This window comes from Kistimonas ophiarachnellae (assembly GCF_057552235.1).
Window position 1 is genome coordinate 274,073 of record NZ_BAAJPA010000005.1, and the last position, 17,416, is coordinate 291,488.

The 17,416-nt window shown below is 51.7% G+C and carries 14 protein-coding genes; 3 read left to right on the plus strand and 11 right to left on the minus strand.

Going from position 1 to position 17,416, the window contains the following annotated elements:
- The first annotated feature begins 3 nt into the window (after positions 1–3).
- Positions 4–2,055, plus strand: a complete 2,052-nt coding sequence (locus tag AC27K1_RS08410) for a GldG family protein (protein ID WP_487149768.1) — start codon at positions 4–6, stop codon at positions 2,053–2,055.
- A 54-nt stretch (positions 2,056–2,109) separates the two neighbouring features.
- Here AC27K1_RS08410 and corA read toward each other — a convergent pair whose 3' ends face one another.
- From corA to AC27K1_RS08460, 10 genes are all read right to left on the minus strand, one after another.
- Positions 2,110–3,069 (minus strand): magnesium/cobalt transporter CorA, encoded by a 960-nt coding sequence (gene corA / locus AC27K1_RS08415; RefSeq protein ID WP_487149769.1) that lies wholly within the window; start codon positions 3,067–3,069, stop codon positions 2,110–2,112.
- Between the two features lie 171 nt (positions 3,070–3,240).
- Entirely contained in the window at positions 3,241–3,594 is a 354-nt protein-coding gene (frdD, locus tag AC27K1_RS08420) for a fumarate reductase subunit FrdD (protein WP_487149771.1), read from the minus strand.
- A gap of 1 nt (position 3,595) precedes the next feature.
- Entirely contained in the window at positions 3,596–3,988 is a 393-nt protein-coding gene (locus AC27K1_RS08425; RefSeq protein WP_487149773.1) for a fumarate reductase subunit C, read from the minus strand.
- Positions 3,985–4,737 (minus strand): succinate dehydrogenase/fumarate reductase iron-sulfur subunit, encoded by a 753-nt coding sequence (locus tag AC27K1_RS08430; protein WP_487149775.1) that lies wholly within the window; start codon positions 4,735–4,737, stop codon positions 3,985–3,987. The genes AC27K1_RS08425 and AC27K1_RS08430 overlap by 4 nt, the downstream gene beginning before the upstream one ends.
- Complete coding sequence (gene frdA / locus AC27K1_RS08435; RefSeq protein ID WP_487149776.1) at positions 4,734–6,512, minus strand: fumarate reductase (quinol) flavoprotein subunit; 1,779 nt, start codon at positions 6,510–6,512, stop codon at positions 4,734–4,736. Before frdA ends, AC27K1_RS08430 begins: the two co-directional genes overlap by 4 nt.
- Before the next feature lie 373 nt (positions 6,513–6,885).
- The gene (locus AC27K1_RS08440; protein ID WP_487149777.1) at positions 6,886–8,568 is read right to left on the minus strand and encodes a hypothetical protein; all 1,683 of its coding nucleotides are present in this window, start codon (positions 8,566–8,568) and stop codon (positions 6,886–6,888) included.
- A 472-nt stretch (positions 8,569–9,040) separates the two neighbouring features.
- Positions 9,041–9,781 (minus strand): SanA/YdcF family protein, encoded by a 741-nt coding sequence (locus AC27K1_RS08445; protein WP_487149779.1) that lies wholly within the window; start codon positions 9,779–9,781, stop codon positions 9,041–9,043.
- A 71-nt stretch (positions 9,782–9,852) separates the two neighbouring features.
- Complete coding sequence (locus AC27K1_RS08450) at positions 9,853–10,779, minus strand: universal stress protein (protein ID WP_487149780.1); 927 nt, start codon at positions 10,777–10,779, stop codon at positions 9,853–9,855.
- Positions 10,780–10,915: 136 nt separating this feature from the next.
- A complete protein-coding gene (locus AC27K1_RS08455) occupies positions 10,916–12,151 on the minus strand; it encodes a hypothetical protein (protein ID WP_487149782.1) in 1,236 nt (411 codons plus the stop codon).
- Positions 12,152–12,239: 88 nt separating this feature from the next.
- A complete protein-coding gene (locus tag AC27K1_RS08460; RefSeq protein WP_487149825.1) occupies positions 12,240–12,551 on the minus strand; it encodes a hypothetical protein in 312 nt (103 codons plus the stop codon).
- A 125-nt stretch (positions 12,552–12,676) separates the two neighbouring features.
- Here AC27K1_RS08460 and AC27K1_RS08465 point away from each other — a divergent pair, with 125 nt between their 5' ends.
- Entirely contained in the window at positions 12,677–12,874 is a 198-nt protein-coding gene (locus AC27K1_RS08465; protein ID WP_487149784.1) for a hypothetical protein, read from the plus strand.
- 466 nt (positions 12,875–13,340) lie between these two features.
- Positions 13,341–15,617, plus strand: coding sequence for a hypothetical protein (locus AC27K1_RS08470; protein WP_487149785.1), 2,277 nt, complete (start codon positions 13,341–13,343; stop codon positions 15,615–15,617).
- A gap of 607 nt (positions 15,618–16,224) precedes the next feature.
- On the opposite strand, the gene trmA is transcribed toward AC27K1_RS08470, so the two are convergent.
- On the minus strand, positions 16,225–17,313 hold the full coding sequence (gene trmA, locus AC27K1_RS08475; protein WP_487149786.1) for a tRNA (uridine(54)-C5)-methyltransferase TrmA: 1,089 nt from the start codon (positions 17,311–17,313) through the stop codon (positions 16,225–16,227).
- Between the last annotated feature and the right edge of the window lie 103 nt (positions 17,314–17,416).

Genomic DNA, 17,416 nt, shown 5'->3' on the forward strand with positions numbered 1-17,416 from the left:
GCGATGACGAACAAACTGTTTTCAAAAACAGGGCTCGTGGCGCTGGCTGTTCTGGTGCTGCTGGCGACGGTTGTGATCCAGATGGCGTTCCGCAGCGCCCGGATCGACCTGACGGAAGATCATCTCTATACCCTGTCTCAGGGAACCCGGAACCTGATGCAAGACCTGCAGGGACCGGTGACCTTGAAGCTGTTTTATTCCCGCAAGGCGACGGAAGGCATTCCCCAGTTACGCAACTATGCCAACCGGGTCGAGGAGCTTTTACGCGAATACGTTCAGGCATCCGGCGGGAAGGTCACACTGGAAGTGATTGATCCTGAACCCTTCTCTGAACAGGAAGATGAGGCTGCCGGGTATGGGCTTCAGGCTGTGCCGCTCTCCATGGGCAACAAAGAGGTTTACTTTGGACTGGTTGCTTTGAGCGGTGGCGCTAAGAAGGGTGAAAAGGTTGCTGTGGCGGAAACGCAAACAGACATTCCGATGACGGATAAAGGCCGTCAGGAAATTATTGGCTTTTTCCACCCGGACAAGGAGCGATTCCTGGAGTATGACATCAGCAACCTGATTTACTCGGTTGGCCAGAAAACCCGTCCCAAGGTCGCAGTGATCAGTGGTGTACCGGTTAACGGTGGTTACGATTACATGGCCCAACGTCCCGGGCAATCATGGATGAGTATTACCCAGCTGGAGCAGTTATATGACGTTCAGTATCTGGGGAATACGGTAAAAACCATTCCTGACGATGTAGGTTTACTGGTGCTGATCCTGCCGGATGAAGTGTCTGACGATACGCTGTATGCCATTGACCAGTATGTCCTTAAGGGCGGCCATGCCCTGGTATTCCTGGATCCCTATGCTGAAGAGTCTGCCCAGGGCGGTGGCATGATGGGCGGCGGTAGTGGCCCGCGTTCCGCTTACCTGGAAACTTTGCTGAGTGCCTGGGGCGTTGAAATGGTGCCGGAACGGTTTGTGGCAGATGAAGACCATGCCCTGGCCGTTGGTGGGCGCACCGGACGTCCGGTGCGTCATTTGGGTATTCTTGGCCTCGGAGAAGACGGCTTTGCCTCTGATGACGTGGTGACGGCGAATCTCAAAACCGTCAATTTCGCCAGTGCCGGTGCCCTCAAGTTGAAGGACAACGCACCGGTCACGATGGAGCCCCTGATTCAGTCCGGCATTAACTCGGCATTACTGGATTCCGCGCAGCTGGCCATGCTTTACGATCCCAAGGTGCTCTATAAGGATTACCAGCCTGCCGGTGAGCACTATGTGCTGGCAGCAAGGATCACCGGGGATGTTAAAACCGCTTTTCCTGATGGACGCCCACAGCCAAAAGCTGAGGCGCCGGATGAAGAGAATACGCCGTTGGATGTGATGTCAGAACCAATCGTTGAAGATCAACCGTTGCCCACGAAGACCTCTGTTTCCGAGGAAGAGGAGGAAGAGGTTGTTGAGGAGGCGTCTGTTGAAACCGCTGAAGAAACACCTCAGGTCATGACTTCTCAGAAACCGGTCAACCTGATATTGGTGGCGGATACCGATGTATTGTCCAACCGCCTGTGGGTTCAGGTGAACAACTTCTTTGGCCAGCAGATGGCGACCCCGTTTGCCAATAATGGCGACATGGTGGTGAACATGGTGGATAACCTCATCGGCAATGCGGATCTGATCAGTATTCGTAGTCGCGGGCAGTATTCACGACCGTTCACCCGGGTTGATATGCTGGAGCGGGAGGCCCAGGCCAGCTTCATGAATAAGGAAGAAGCGCTGACACAAAAGTTGCAGGAAACGGAAAACAAGCTGTTGGAGTTGCAGGCGGGCAAACAGGGGCAAGACACATTGATCCTGAGTGACGATCAACAAAAGGAACTGGCGCGTTTCCAGCAGGAAAAACTGAAGATTCGTAAAGAGCTTCGGGACGTGCAGCATCAGCTGAATCAGGATATTGAAAACCTGGGCACACGCCTGAAACTGATCAATATTTTTTCGGTGCCACTGCTGCTGACCATTATTGTGATGGGGCTGCGGATTCGACAAACCCGACGTCAGCATTGAGGTAAAAAAGAACCCGGAATAATCCGGGTTCTTTTTTATTGCCTGAAATGTTGTTTAGAGCCAGCCTTTCCGCTTAAAGAACAGGTAGGTGCTCAGACCGCTGGCGATCATGATGCCAATGGCCACCGGATAACCATACGTCCACTGCAGTTCCGGCATCACGTCGAAGTTCATACCATAGCTGCTGGCAATCAGCGTGGGCGGCATGAAGATGGTGGCGGCGACCGAGAAGATCTTGATGATCTTGTTCTGTTCCAGGTTGATGAAACCCATCACCGCATCGAGCAGGAAGTTGATCTTGTCGAACAGGAACGCGGTATGCGGCAGCAGTGAGTCAATGTCGCGCAGCATATCCATGATTTCCTGCTGATGAATATCCGACAGACGAATCCGGCGGTTCCGCACCAGGTAACGCAGCGAGCGCTGGCTGTCGAGCAGGCTCAGGCGGATTTTCCCGTTGATGTCTTCCTGCAGGGTGATATTTTTCAGAATATCATCGCGCTGTTCATCGTTGGTGTCTTCGCTCAGCGCCATGTGGCCGGTTTCTTCGAGGGTCTCATAGACCTCTTCCAGCAGGTCGGCGAGGTAGTCAACCTTGGCGGTAAACAGGGCGTTGAGCACCACCATGGGCGAATCGATCTCGATCTGGTGGCGCTTGAAGTAATTCCGCACCAGTCGAAACAGGCCCACATCTTCATCACGCAGGGTGATCAGCATATGGGGACGCAGGTTGAATGACACACTGATAGTCCGCAGTTCTTTACCGGAACGGTGGGGAAAGAAACTGTGGATGTGGGTGCCGTCCTTGTCCTGGTAGAAACGGGAGGACGCCTCGATCTCGTTCAGGTCTTCCCGGTCCGGCACTTCTTCCACACAATACGTATGCAGCCACTCCCGCTCCTGATCGGTAGGTTCTACCAGGTCCAGCCAGACTGTATCACCGGGCAGTTCATCCTGCAGGGTCAGGTGATCAATCTTCAGCTTGTTATCCAGAAGGCGGTAAGCGGTAATCATACGAATGCCTGCTCCCTTTACGAGTAGTACGAGAATGCGTGAAAAAAGGATCGAATCTTATCACAGCCAATCAGGCCAGATAACACTCGTCACGACGAAATGACAGGAAAAAGGCCAGTCAGGAGTGACCGGCCTGATCTTCAGCCGAAGGTCAGCTAATGGTGACTGGTATCAGACCAGCAACACCATGGTGACCGTCGCGATGGAAAACACCAGTGCACTGCCATAGAACAGGATTTTCACGGCAATGCCGGGGTGAAAACCAAAGTCATGCAGGCTGTGGTAGATGCGGTGCACGCAGTGCCACAGGCTCAGGATAATTACACCGGCCAGCGCCAGTCGCCCGATCCAGGAACCGGCAAAGGCCGCCATCCGGTCATAGGAGAGTGCTTCTGCGGGAATAATTCCCAGTGGTACGCAGAGCCCGACGATCAGCACCAGCACCGGTGTGGCCATGGCAGTGACGATGCCGCCGGCGCCAAACAGACTCCAGAACAAGGGCTCAAAATGCCGTTTACCGTTCATCTCATACCCCCCAGAGTGTTGCAACCAGCACAATGGCGGAGAATCCGGCCATGGCGCCGATGTGGGCGTTGGTAATCAGTTTGGCGGGCACAAAGGATGTGCCGATCTGAATCCGCATGACCTGTGGCACCGCACGGAACCAGGTCAGCGAATGATAGAGTGCCAGTGCCAGCGTGACAGCACTGAACAGGACCATCAGGGGATGAGCCTGCAGCGCCAGCCATTGTGACCAGGTCCCGGGTCCCTGGATCAGCTTGCCCAGGCCGACCAGCAGGTTCAGTGTCCACAGCCCGATGAATACACTGCTCATTTCCCGGATCATGTAGTTGCGGTAACTGGTTTGTTTCAGATACCAGGTTTTGGACATGACGGGTTTGTAGGGACGTCGGCTCATGACTTGGCTCCCTTGCGAGGCATCAGGAATGAGAGGGCCCAGTCCTGGGCGCCCATTGCTTTTTCCTGCTGGATGGCGCCGGCCGGGTCGACGGATTTCGGGCAGACCTCGGAGCAGACACCAACAAAGGTACAGCTCCAGACGCCGTTCTTGTCCTGCAGGACTTCTGTGCGCATGGCCTGACCATCATCCCGGCTGTCCAGGTTGTAGCGATGGCCAAGGGCAATGACGGCCGGGCCGGTGAACAACGGATTCAGGCCAAACTGCGGGCAGGCGGAATAGCACAGCATGCAGTTGATGCACATGGAGAACTGCTTGTAACGGGCCAGCTCTGCGGGCGTCTGCTTGTAGGCGCCTTCGGAAACCGGCTTTTCTGCCGCGTTAATGATGTAGGGTTTGACGGCTTCCAGTTTCTCGATGAAATCGGCTGCATCGACGATGAGGTCCCGCTCAATCGGGAAATTCGCCAGCGGTTCTACCCGAACGGTGCCCGGGTAGTAATCCCGCAGGAAGGTTTCACAACCCAGTTTCGGTGTGCCGTTGATCACCATGCCGCAGCTGCCGCATACCGCCATCCGGCAGGACCAGCGATAGGCCAGCGTGGCATCCAGCTCATCCTTGATGTGGCCCAGTGCATCGAGCAGAGACCAGTCATCCCGGTAGGGAATCTCAAAGGTGCCGAAGCTGGGTTCGTTATCGGTTTCCGGATTGTATCGGAGTACCTCAAGGGTAATGGTTGGTCCGGTCATGGGGTCTTCTCCGCACGGGGCTGCTCGGCGGCGGCGCCGTAGAGGCGTTCTTCCGGCTGGTACCGGGTAATGTTGACGTTTTCGTAGTCGATGCGCGGTGCGCCATCACCATTGCTGGTGGCCAGCGTGTGTTTCAGGAAGTTCTGGTCGTCGCGCGTCTCATACCCGTCAAGTCGCTGGTGGGCACCACGGGACTCTTTTCGCAGCAACGCTGAAAGCGCAATCGTGTGGGCGATTTCCAGGGATGACTTCAGTTCAAGGGCCATCAACAGCTCGGTGTTGAATACGCGGCTTTGGTCTTCCATGGTGATGTGATTGAAGCGATCACGCAGTACAGCAATGGTGTCGACACCCTGCTGCATCTCCTCACCCAGCCGGTAGATGCCAAAGCAGTCTTCCATGGTTTTCACCATCTCGTGGCGAATATGGGAGACCTTCTCTGTACCCTTGGCCGTACGAAGGTAGTCGATGGCACCAATATGGTGGCGACCCTGCTCCTTAAGCGTATTTTCAGCGCTGAAGTCAGTCTGTGAGGCAAATTCTGCGGCTTTTTCACCGGCAACTTTGCCGAAGACAACCAATTCTGCCAGCGAGTTGGAACCCAGCCGGTTGGCACCATGCATGCCCACGCTGGAACATTCGCCGACCGCAAAAAGACCCGGCAGCGCGCAGGCCGTCATATCTGTGCGGATACCGCCCATGGTGTAATGAACGGCAGGGCGCACCGGAACCGGTTCATGCACAGCGTCCACACCCAGGTAATTTTTGGCCAGGGAGCAGATCAGCGGCAGACGTTCCTTGAGTTTCTTTTCGCCCAGGTGGCGAAGGTCAAGGTGAACGGCATCGCCCAGCGGGGTCTTGATGGTGCGACCCTTGCGCTGCTCATGCCAGAAGGCCTGGCTCAGCTTGTCGCGTGGACCCAGCTCCATGGTTTTGTTCTGGGGTTCTCCAATCGGCGTTTCCGGTCCGAGGCCATAATCCTGCAGGTAGCGATAACCGTCTTTGTTCAGCAGAATCCCGCCTTCTCCGCGACAGCCTTCGGTCATCAGGATGCCGGAACCGGGCAGGCCGGTGGGATGATACTGGACGAATTCCATGTCGCGCAGCGGCACACCGGCCCGGTAAGCCATGGCCATACCATCACCGGTAACAATCGCGCCGTTGGTATTGAAACGGAATATCCGTCCGGCACCACCTGTTGCGAGAATGACGGATTTGGCCAGAAAGAGTTTGGCTTCACCGGTTTTGACTTCAATCGCAACCAGCCCCTGGCAGCGGCCGTCTTCAACAACCAGTTCCGTGGCGAAATATTCATCAAATCGTTCGATGGAAGGATATTTCGTGGAAGTCTGGAACAGCGTATGGAGCATGTGGAAGCCGGTCTTGTCGGCGGCAAACCAGGTACGCTCGATTTTCATGCCGCCGAAACGGCGGACGTTCACGGAGCCATCATCCTTGCGGGACCAGGGGCAGCCCCAGTGTTCCAGGCGGACCATCTCTTCCGTGGCATTGGCCACAAAGTAGTCGACCACATCCTGGTCACATAACCAATCGCCGCCGGAGACGGTATCGTTGAAATGATGTTCAAGGGAGTCATGGGCCTGTACGACACCGGCGGATCCACCTTCCGCCGCGACCGTATGGCTGCGCATGGGGTATACCTTGGAGATAAGGGCGATCTTGAGTGCCGGGTTGCTCTCGGCCACGGCAATGGCTGAGCGCAGTCCGGCGCCGCCTGCGCCAACAATGGCAACGTCGGTCTTGATGACCTCCATAGTAACGCCAACCTGTCTCTTCTATGGCCTGTCGTGCTGCAGGGCAGCCGTCAGGCTTTTGTTAATGGAAATAGGGCAAAAAACCCCAAAGGCTATCAGGTAATACGGTGACGAATGTTGATATAGCGCAAGGTCGTGGGTGTGTATAGTTGGTGGTGAGCAGGTATCAGCCTTGCAGGTTGTGTCAGGGGACGACTTGTTCTTTTTTCGATGAATATAGCGTTATTTCATGCTCTACAGTCATTTCCATGGCTCGGTATGGCCCAATGCTGACTATGGGCTTCTGTAAGGTGATCCTGTCTTGTCAAGACAGTACAGGATGGATTCTGCCCCGGGTCATTTCAGGGCATATCCGTTTGATAAGTAAGTCAGTTTATTCAGACATGGCTTGTTGAGAGCTGGAAGGTTCTGGATCCATCTTCATGCGCTTTGCTTCAGGCTCCGGAAACTCTGGTTCTGTATCATAAGATTGGGTGCGAAGTAATTGTAATGCCTTGGGTTCCGATTGTTCTATTTTTTCAATAAGGCTATTGGCCTGAATAATATATTCTTCAATTTTGTTATTTAAAGCTTTCAAAATTTCATTGCCACCTGTTTCTTCTGTTTTTTCCAGAGTGATGCTTTTAAATATTGTGTATAGTGATTTATGGGTTATTTTGATTTTTTTGATGTCTTTTAAATGCTTTGATTTCCTTGCTGCTTGAGTAAATTCTTTTTCTTTTTCGATGATTTGTTGACAAAGGTTATGTTCCGTATCGGTCACCGTGAGTGAAAGGATCTCCTGGCATTTTTTTGAGGGGTTTGCTGTTAATTTTCTCATCTCATCTCTTGTTGCTTTATAGCAGTCTAATTCTTTCCGAAACCTTAATATGTCTTTGTTTTCCAGAAAATATTTAAGGAATTTTAGTCTTATGGTAAGGAGTTCGATTGATTCAATTGTTTGAGTGAGATTTTTGGATTGTTCGTTGTAGGCAGGACGCAAGATGGTCGTTAGATCATTGATGGCTGTTTCGGTAAATTGGCAAGCTTCCGTGAATAATTCATCTAAATGGGTAGGGGTTTGCATCATGGCATCCGTTGCCCCATCTTCATGCGCTAAATTCAAAATGTTTCCCGGAAAGTTTTGCAAATGTTCCATGATGACCTCTCCCTTGATCCGCTTTGCTTCATCAGTCGATAGCATGTTAAGCGTACAGCCTTTTGCTCTTATTAATACGGTGGGAATATCGATTTCATGACTTCTGTAAACGCTGCAAAGTCGGTGGTCTTTATAATACGGGGATGCTATTTCTGAGATGATGGCTTTTACTGTGCAAATAGTACCATCGCTATTTTCTTTTTTAATCAGGGGGTGTCGCAGGATTTCTTTAAGCTTACGGTAATATTCAGGTTCTAATTTTTTTTTGCTGCGACGTTTTACTGCCATGTCAGTATCATGCTTTTCTTGATCTTTGGTAAATTGCCATGTATGTACATAAGCTCGCGGACCCATTATGGTTGCCGCGGCATCTTTGTATTGTTTCATGTTATGTGGGTAGTCTTCTTTATCAGGATGGTCATAATAAAAGCCTTGTTCTGCCAAGGAAGCAATCGCGCTTAAAGTCGGAATGTTTTTGAGGTCAGGAACCCCGTGCTCATTGCAGAAAGATGCTTTTCGACGTTCCAGGCCAGCGTCCCCGATAGTTCTGCATTCGGTTTCTCTGTATAAAACGGCAATTTTTCTTTTGGCTAGTTCATCATAGGGTATTGTCGGATAATCGGAAAACGACTCTGCAGATATAAACCTGATGTCTTTATTTAAGGGGAATAACTTAACGAAGTTCTCATTTCTCAATTTGTAGTATGTAGTTTCGTTTATGTCTAGATTTCTTCCTCCGCGGTCTTTAAATGGAGCGAGGGCGTATGTATTACCTTCTTCAATTCTATATTGCCATATTTTTTGTTCGGGCTTTCGTTTGGAGGAGGAGATGGCTTTTTCACCCTGTATTAAGTATTCGGGTGGGTAGTGGAATTTTGTGCCGGGGGTGGTGTTATTAAATGTAAGAAATACGTGCATAGTCAAGGTCTCCATGAATGATTGTATGCCGGGGTGGCAGGTCGATTCACTCCTGTTCCATTTAAATTTCCACCTTTATCAAAGTTTCGGTGTGCTTTGTGTTGAAGGCTTCTGGCAAATTTGGATATGAAAGTCACAACACTGGACAGTAAAACACCTGAAACGTCTTAACGTTATGCTGTGAAATTCTTACCTTTCGAAACTTTCTGATAGCATTAATTCCCCTCTGAAGCTGAAATTGTCATGAATGCTGTCCACTGCGTATAGAGAAATTGGGCTTTAATTCCAAGTGATTTCTAATGGCAGGTTTACACCTGTGCCAAATCTTGTCATCAGGCGTTTTTTATCGGAATAAGATCGAGCGATGGGGATAACACGCTAAGTGACAACGTACTGAAATCATGCTTTATCCTGGTGCGACTTGTGAAAGGGCTCAGGAAAGTGCCTGACAGTACGTCGTTACAATAGAGCGTTAGGTGGGTGGTGTTTCTCCAATGATAATCGGTTCACCGAGGAACCGGGGCTGCGTTTTCAGCAGCCGGGCTTCCAGAACAGCCAGAAGGCGGGCCAGGGTTTCCCTGATCCGGTTGCTGTAGTCCGAAGTCGGGAACTTCCCGTGAGCGTTGTAGGCAATGGCGTCAATACCCTGTTCACGGGCAATGAAGATCGCCCGTTCATTCTGGTATGACTGGGAAATAATGGTGAACGGCTCCAGCCCAAAGACTTTGTGGGCACGCACGATAGAGTCCAGCGTTCTGAATCCCGCATAATCCCGGTAGATACGGTCAGCCGGTACGCCCATGGCCATCAGGTCTGCCCGCATGCGGGTGGGTTCATCGTAGTAGCGGGTCGCGTTGTCCCCGCTGACAAGGATGTAGCGTATTTTTCCCGCGTTCAGCAGTGCGGTGACCGCTTCCAGGCGACGGAGATAATGGCCATTGGGCATGCCGTCACGGGTATAGCGACTGGTGCCGAGCACTACGCCGACCTGGTTGACGGGTAATCGATTGATATCACTGTAGAGATAACCGGTTGCACGGTCTGACACCAGCCGACCACAGGCGTAAAGAACAACGCCGGCAATAACACCCAGCAGTACCGCGACTGCAAAGAGCGTGACCGGCCATGTCCTTTTCCCGTTACCCGCCATCTTGGCTTGTGATCCTTGCCCTGTCAGGGACTGCGAGGCGTTTATGGTATTGACTGCTTCCATGGAGTTAGCCTACTTGAAGCGGTTAGTGCGCGTAAAGCCTGAATCTTGAGCCTGCGGCGACTTTTTGAGGGTTAGTGATCGGGCCTTGCAATTAACAGTGAGCTTTTGACACTGGTTGCAACATTTTCAGCGGTATTGCCGATCATGAATTTTTCCAGCCCGCGACGGGCATGGGTGCCCATGACCATTAAATCGACGCCCAGTTCTTCATCCAGCCGGCAGATTTCTTCCGATGCGCGACCGCGGATCAGGTGGGCGGTCACGTTCTCTCCATGCATCAGGCCCGCCGCTGATAACAGGTGCTGGAACAGCTTCATATGGTCTTCTTTCAGGACATTTTCCAGCTTGGTATGCAGATTCGGGGGCGCATGGTGCCGGGCGCGGGTCATGTAATCTTCACCGATCAGGCGCCAGGTGTGCACCGCATGAAGCTGGGCCTGCTGGAGTTCGGCCAGTTGCCGGCCCAGTTCCAGCAGGCGGATGTTCAGTGCCTCGTTGTCCTGGGCGGTATCCACGGCGACCAGCAGGGTTTTGAGTGTGACTGGATGATCCGGTTGTTCCTCTGCCAGCAGCAATACCGGGGCGACGGAAAGGCGCAGGACATTGAGGTCATTGCCTGATAAACGACGTTGTCCGAGAAAGTGGTGGTATTCCGCGGATTTTACCACCAGGTCGACCTTGCGATGCTGTATTTCACGGATAAGACAGTCGACAGGGTTTCCCCAGACCAGGTCAGCCGTTGCATTCAGACCTGCTTCTTCGGCCTGTTCCAGACACGCATCGAGCACGACCTGGCATTCCTGCGCACGGCTTTTTTTCAACAGGCCGGTATCAAAAGGGATGGGGCCAACAAGCTGAGGGATGTTTTCTTCAAACACCATGAAGGTCAAATGTGCGTTGCAGGCCTTGGCCAGTTGCAGCGAAAGACTCAGCTGGCGTGGATCGCAGACGGCTTCGGCACGAATAATGGGCACCAGTATTTCTGATATCTGCTGCATGGCAATGTTTCTCCCACGATGACGGATTGGGATAGCAATACGTTTTTTGGGAATAAACATAGACCAGTGTGCCGCTGCCAGCCGGAAGATTCAGACCAGCAGCAGAAGAGGGACTACATCCGGTCACAGGCGGTGGTTAATTGTCTTCAACCTGTAACTGTTCCAGGATCGGGGAGCCTGCCCCGACAACCTCGTATCGCGTAGTTTGCAGATGGTCGGCAATCCGTTGCAGGGATTGTTCCGGTACCCCCAGCATTTTGAATGAGACGGTTTCGCGTCGTTTGGGCTGGTCAATATAGCGATGGACGTTATTGAGAATCTGCTGCCAGCTGGAAGCCCGGCTGGCGAGCCCTGCATCTATCAGAATATTGGTGTAATCATCCGGTGCGACAAAAAGAACCGGCAATCCCTGCCAGGCAGCCTGGAAACCCGTGGTGGACTTATGGGTGACAACCAGGTTCGCCACAGTTGCCAGCTGTGCGGTGGAAGTGGCGCCATCCCTGACGCTGGCGTTGGTCAGCTTCAGGGCTGCTACGGCATTCCGTTCAGGCTGACCATCGGTTTTGGGATGCGGGGCAATCAGAACCTGCAGGTCGGGGCGTTCAGCCATGGCCTGAAGGAAAAGCTGCAACCATTGTTCATACCCGTCGCCATAGCCACCGGTAAAAAGAATCACCGGGCGCTTTGGGTCAAGGGCAAGGCGCTGTTTCTCCTGTACGGCATTCGTGACCAGGAAAACGATGTCCCATTGTTCCAGGGCTGGATTACCGCTGATCGAGATTCGGCTGTTAATGAAGGCGGGAAGTTTCCCGGCATCCACGGCCTGGTAGTGGCCGGGCAGGAGCAGTTCATCCACGCCTGTCGTTGTTCCCAGCCAGGGGGCCACATAGTGCGACTGGCTGATCAGGTCGAAATTGTCATAAAACGCCATCGTGGTTGCGCCAGAGGTTTTGAAACGGTTGGCAAGCTGCGCCTGTATGGCATGGGACATGCCAGTAACGACGATGGCCGGACGCAATTGTGTGGCGATACGTTCGAGTGTTTTTTTATCGAGTTGTTGTGTTCTGTCGTCGGTCGCGTTTTCTGACAAAAAAACGGGGGTGTTGAGTCGGACGGCCTCTTTCTGATTGGCAAAGACGGTATCTGCCTGCCCCATGGTCAGTACCTGTGCGCTAAGGTTTCGGCGGGACAGTTCAGGTAAAAGCAGGTTGAATACCTGGCTTTCTCCCAGGTCATTGGCAATCAATAAGATATCGACGGTGTCACCGATGGGAGCCGGGTCGGATTCGGTTTTCTGTGCGAGTGAACTACAGCCCGTCACCAGCAGAAATGACAGGAATACGAAAAATGAGACCGATAATCGTGTTTTCATTGGCCACCCCCCGGCAACAGAATCCTGATTATAGAATCAGACTGTGCCAGAAGGGGATGGTTTCATCGGTTTACGTGATCAGCGGATGTTATTTGCGCACCAGGTAAACGCCACATTCCGCATGATGGGTATAGGGGAACTGGTCAAACAGGGCTTCACCTGTCTGGGTGGTGAGGAATTCCACCTGGAACAGTTTGCGACGCAGGATGTCCTGTTCGCACAATGCATCCAGCAGAGGCTGCATCAGGCTGTTGATGCGTTCAGAGGCGACCGGGAAATCGGTCAGGAAAAACGGTTCCGACTTGTTGCCCGGCGCAAACATGGCGTAATGGGCCCGGTCATCCTGGTGCCAGATATGGAACTCTGCCCGCATGCGGTAGTGGGACGGGGTACAGTGGATTAGTCACAGGGTGTTATTTCCAATACGCACAGTCGGCGTGAGAGTGGATTAGCAATCGTGGGGTTCAGGTTGTTTTCCTCGCATTGTCGTCACGTCTTTCTGACAACCGGACTGAGGCCTCTGTCATGATTACCTCTGTCGCACAAGGCGCTCCGGGTGCTGGCCCTGACGGCGGAAGGACGGACCAGCAAGGCGGTGGCCCGCGAGACCGGCCTCACAGTGGGAAAGGGGTGAACTATCACCTGGACCCTCTTCGCAGGCTGCTTGGCGGCAGTAACAGGCTCAGCCTGATCGCCCGGGCCAGGGATGTGAAACGCATTTGATCCCTGTGTGGAGCGAGTCGTTAGATGACGGCAGTCTTATAGCCAGAAAACCGGTTAACAATGATGGGCGCTGGATTAATGCAAATAAGTGCAACAGGCTGAAATTTAATCAGAGAGACAGCTGTTGGTAAATTTCGAAGTTGTCACACGCTGCAATGTCGGTCTGGAATGAGTGCTCAAACCAAACACTAAAAAAACTGACTCAGGATAATGCCAGCTTCAGATGCTGTGGAAAACAGGACTGTCACAACATGAATGTCAATGCATCTAACTTTCTGGAAACGAATCCAGAAAAATAACATCTCACTCTATATAACTGGACAGAAACCAAGATAACTGGAAAGAAGCGAAGGTTATTACCGTGAAATATCTTTTGAACTGCAAATTACAGGGCAAATCATGAGATTTTTTTTAACAGGGCGATTAATACGAAATCACTCTGCCTGTACCCCAAAGGAGGAAAATAATGCAATCCACAAATACAAGACGTCAAGCCAGTCAGAGTTACTTACAGGCGCAGCCTGAAAAAGGTGCAAGGAATGCGAATATCCATGAAGGTGTTCGCAGTCTCAATGAACTCGGCAAAACTAATAAAAAAGTAAAAAAAGCTTTAACGCTATATGCCTGGAATTCCCACAAAGTCTTTGCCACAGGCGATCTTAAAAATCTGCAAACCTTTGCACATTCGGGAGCAATGACATTCAGCGGAAAGGGATGGCGTTGTGTTACAGTCTCCGGCGATACGACCGTTGCACAGGTAATGACCTTTCCATTTCCTATTTTTGAGGATGACTATGAAGCGAGTCTCTATATGCCGGATTATCATGACTGGCTATATTCGAGGCTGATGTATCCACATAAAGAAAATATTGAAGGGAAGACTGTTTTTAGTATCTGCACTAATGACCAGGTCAGGATCATTGACTCGCCAATGATCTATAGAGTATCCCAGTATATGACGGTAATGAATGATTTAATCTTTGAAATCTTTTCATGCAAGGGTGATCCTGAAATATTAAGTGCTGCAATAAAAACACTCTATTTAGTCAGAGATTCCTTCACCAATTTGATAAATAGTCCTGACTATAAGGGCAAGACATTGCCCCCCGGAAAAACGGTAGAAAATGTTGCCACTGATATGGCCAAACTGTTACGCATTCGTGATTGCAACAGTGAGGCAGACATGGAATGGAAGAACCTGGTAAAGACGCTACCGCCTTCAGTATTTTTCACAGCAATGCGTCTGATTGCCTCTGACAAAATCGAAGTTCTGGACTACGAGTCAGGAGATCCGGTGCTTGATAATCAGGAGCAGCCATTGAAATCATCCAGCCTGTATCATGAAACCGTTTTTTATGACGGCGACCTGATTTTCTTCAGTCTGCTTCTTGAAAACAATGAAGACATCCTCGGCTTCATTCCTTACTGGGTATGTCGCAAATTCAAGCAGGCAGTGAGGCACATACCGACTATTTCACTGGAGGGTATAACCAGCCTTGATGAGGCAACAAAAGCCATGCACACAGAGGCAGGAAACGTCGTCGAGCATCACTTGCGGCAGGCCTATTTCCAGAAATTAATGCTCGACAAGATACTCGCAAAACCCGGTATGACGCTGGCGTCACATGATAAAAATACACGGAAACTCCTATGGATGGCTGAAGAGGCCAAAGGTATTACCTCACTGATCATCGGGCTTCTTCCCGAAGCAGTGAACATTCCTGAATTCGATAAGTCTTTAGCTGAGGCATTGCTAAAAGGCATGCGTTCCGAAGACAAAAAAAGAATGGTGATTCCCGTAGAGATTTTCATGCAATCTTACGAGCCTGCAGCGCTGAAGTCGTGTGTTGACGCCAATGTTGCCCAGATGGATAAGAGACGTCAGGCATTGCTCCCTTCCGATTCTTCACGTGGTACATCGCGGGGCGCTTCCGGAGGTCACGACCCGTCTTCCAGTACATCAGGGCTTAATAGTTTTATTGCTAGATATGAAAATGAGAATAAGGTAGAAGAAGCCCCCGTAAAATGTGGTAGTCCGGTTTTTATAGGCGCGCTTTATACAGAAGTTGGCAGGCTGAGCCTGGCTCGGGAATGGGCGTCCTTGCGACAGATGTGTGATGAACTTGAAGTCCGGTCCCAGGATGATAATACGAGGCTGATCTCTAGGCGCCGGGCGCATACCCTGACACGACATATCATGGAGCGGCAGCTTAATCACGGCCAAATCACCCTTGAAGATCTGCAAAAAGCCCTTGAGGAACTGGATATGTGTCGTAGCATTCAGACGTCGTCAAGGCAAAGCGCAGTGCTTGATATGCCAGTAAGAAGCAAAGTGAAAAGGGGGTGTCATAATCGCTCCAAATACATCCGGGACATTGTTGAAGCGGCGTTCCCGGAAAAAAGCGTAGACGAGCCAGCAGGCGCGCAGGCTATGCCTCCTGCCGATCCGGATTCAAGGCAACCAATTGTGTTTTACGAACTGTCGGATTGCATTGCGCGACAGGGTCAATCCGAAGAACAGTTTCGTGATATGCAGAATAATTCAGACTTTGAGTGTTTCGTCTGCTGCTTTGTACCGAGGCCTAAGCAGCAAGATCAACTTATGATGTTACACGGGCATGCAACCATGCTGATTTGTGAGCCGTGCGTCAATAGGTTTTTTTCGAGAGGTGTAAGATTGGTTGCATGCCCGGGTTGCAGAGAACAAATAGATAAGAAAGCGTTTATGAGCCTGGATAAATGATAGACAGGATAATTTTGGTTACTACCCGTTTAAGTGCATCGACTGATGTTATATCCGATGCTCAACCCACTTAAAGCGGGCTGTAGCAAACAAAACAGGCGGTTAGTCTTGTATAGGCACTTAGTGCCGAGGGCAGTCTATCAATACGTTGGACAGTTTTTAGAGTCTGGATTAATACAACGATCAACCCCGCGCTAATCCGTGACTATTTCCACACCGAGGGGCCGGACGTCCTGATCTGGCGGGATAGTCTGTCAGCCCGGCAGCTCGGATCCAGGCGTTCCTGGACGATCATATCTACAGCCAGGTAATTATGAACAGGTCAGGCGCAATTTGGCTCAGCTTGAAGACAGTATGAAGGGGCTGTAAGACCGAGAGTGCTTTCGTTTTCTGACCATGATCGCCTGATAGCCGTGCCCGGTCGGGGGGATACCGTAGCCAGGAAATTTTATGGGTATAAAGTGATCTGCTTACGGCAGGACGATAAGCGGATAAATGAGACAAAAGCGCCTTTCTGAAGTGGTCCCCCCCGGCTACAGAATCCTGATTATAGAATCAGACTGTGCCAGAAGGGGATGGTTTCATCGGTTTGCGTTATCAGCGGATGTTATTTGCGCACCAGGTAAACACCACATTCCGCATGATGGGTATAGGGGAACTGGTCAAACAGGGCGAAACGTTCGATCCGGTGGGTCTGGCCCAGGGTGTCCAGGTTGGCCTGCAGGGTTTCAGGGTTGCAGGAGATATAAATGATACGCTCGAATCGCTGGACCAGTGCCTCGGTTCCTTTGTCCAGGCCGGCACGGGGCGGATCGACCAGCACGGTGGAGAAATCGTAGCTGTCCAGGTCGATGTCCTGAAGGCGCCGGAAGGGGCGTTCCTTGTTCATTGCCTGGGTGAATTCTTCACTGGACATGCGCACGATGTCAGCATTCTCGACGCCATTCAGGGAAAAATTATGCTGCGCTGATTTGACCGAGGATTTGGAGATCTCGGTCGCCAGTACACGGCGGAACTGTTCGGACAGCACACAGGTGAAATTGGCATTGCCGCAGTAGAGTTCCAGCAGATCGCCTGAACTATCCCGGGCAATATTGGCTGCCCATCCCAGCATTTTTTCATTAATACCGGCATTCGGCTGGGTGAAGCTGTTTTCCACCTGCTGATAGCGCCATTGCTTGCCATTGACCGCGAGGGTTTCCGTGACATAGTCCTGGTCCAGCACCAGCTTCTGTTTACGGGCGCGGCCAATGATATGGATATTGAACTGTTCGCGCAGGGGGCGAACGGCCTCCAGCCATTGTTCATCCAGTTTCTTGTGGTAGATCAGGCTGACCAGGGCTTCACCGGTCTGGGTGGTGAGGAATTCCACCTGGAACAGTTTGCGACGCAGGATGTCCTGTTCGCACAATGCATCCAGCAGTGGCTGCATCAGGCTGTTGATACGCTCAGAGGCGACCGGGAAATCGGTCAGGAAAAACGGTTCCGACTTGTTGCCCGGCGCAAACATGGCGTAATGGGCCCGGTCATCCTGGTGCCAGATATGGAACTCCGCCCGCATGCGGTAGTGGGACGGGGATGAGTGGAAGACTTCCAGTGCGGGCGGCGCAAAGGGAGCAAACATCGCCTCGATCCGGTCAGCTTTCTCCCGGAGCAGGTCATCATAGCGTTCAGGTTGTACGGTATCCGTCGACATCGGGCCTCGCCTGGAATAGGAAACAGGGGGTAAAACGTATAGGGCGGGCATGATACCTCAGCAGGGCATAAAGAAAAGTCGGGGATCACCGGACGCGCCTGCG

Excerpts from the sequence above, each read along its gene's own strand:
- AC27K1_RS08410 (WP_487149768.1), top strand. The coding sequence starts at position 4 with ATGACGAACAAACTGTTTTCAAAAACAGGGCTCGTGGCGCTGGCTGTT.
- corA (WP_487149769.1), bottom strand. The coding sequence starts at position 3,069 with ATGATTACCGCTTACCGCCTTCTGGATAACAAGCTGAAGATTGATCAC.
- frdD (WP_487149771.1), bottom strand. The coding sequence starts at position 3,594 with ATGAACGGTAAACGGCATTTTGAGCCCTTGTTCTGGAGTCTGTTTGGC.
- AC27K1_RS08425 (WP_487149773.1), bottom strand. The coding sequence starts at position 3,988 with ATGAGCCGACGTCCCTACAAACCCGTCATGTCCAAAACCTGGTATCTG.
- AC27K1_RS08430 (WP_487149775.1), bottom strand. The coding sequence starts at position 4,737 with ATGACCGGACCAACCATTACCCTTGAGGTACTCCGATACAATCCGGAA.
- frdA (WP_487149776.1), bottom strand. The coding sequence starts at position 6,512 with ATGGAGGTCATCAAGACCGACGTTGCCATTGTTGGCGCAGGCGGCGCC.
- AC27K1_RS08440 (WP_487149777.1), bottom strand. The coding sequence starts at position 8,568 with ATGCACGTATTTCTTACATTTAATAACACCACCCCCGGCACAAAATTC.
- AC27K1_RS08445 (WP_487149779.1), bottom strand. The coding sequence starts at position 9,781 with ATGGAAGCAGTCAATACCATAAACGCCTCGCAGTCCCTGACAGGGCAA.
- AC27K1_RS08450 (WP_487149780.1), bottom strand. The coding sequence starts at position 10,779 with ATGCAGCAGATATCAGAAATACTGGTGCCCATTATTCGTGCCGAAGCC.
- AC27K1_RS08455 (WP_487149782.1), bottom strand. The coding sequence starts at position 12,151 with ATGAAAACACGATTATCGGTCTCATTTTTCGTATTCCTGTCATTTCTG.
- AC27K1_RS08465 (WP_487149784.1), top strand. The coding sequence starts at position 12,677 with ATGATTACCTCTGTCGCACAAGGCGCTCCGGGTGCTGGCCCTGACGGC.
- AC27K1_RS08470 (WP_487149785.1), top strand. The coding sequence starts at position 13,341 with ATGCAATCCACAAATACAAGACGTCAAGCCAGTCAGAGTTACTTACAG.
- trmA (WP_487149786.1), bottom strand. The coding sequence starts at position 17,313 with ATGTCGACGGATACCGTACAACCTGAACGCTATGATGACCTGCTCCGG.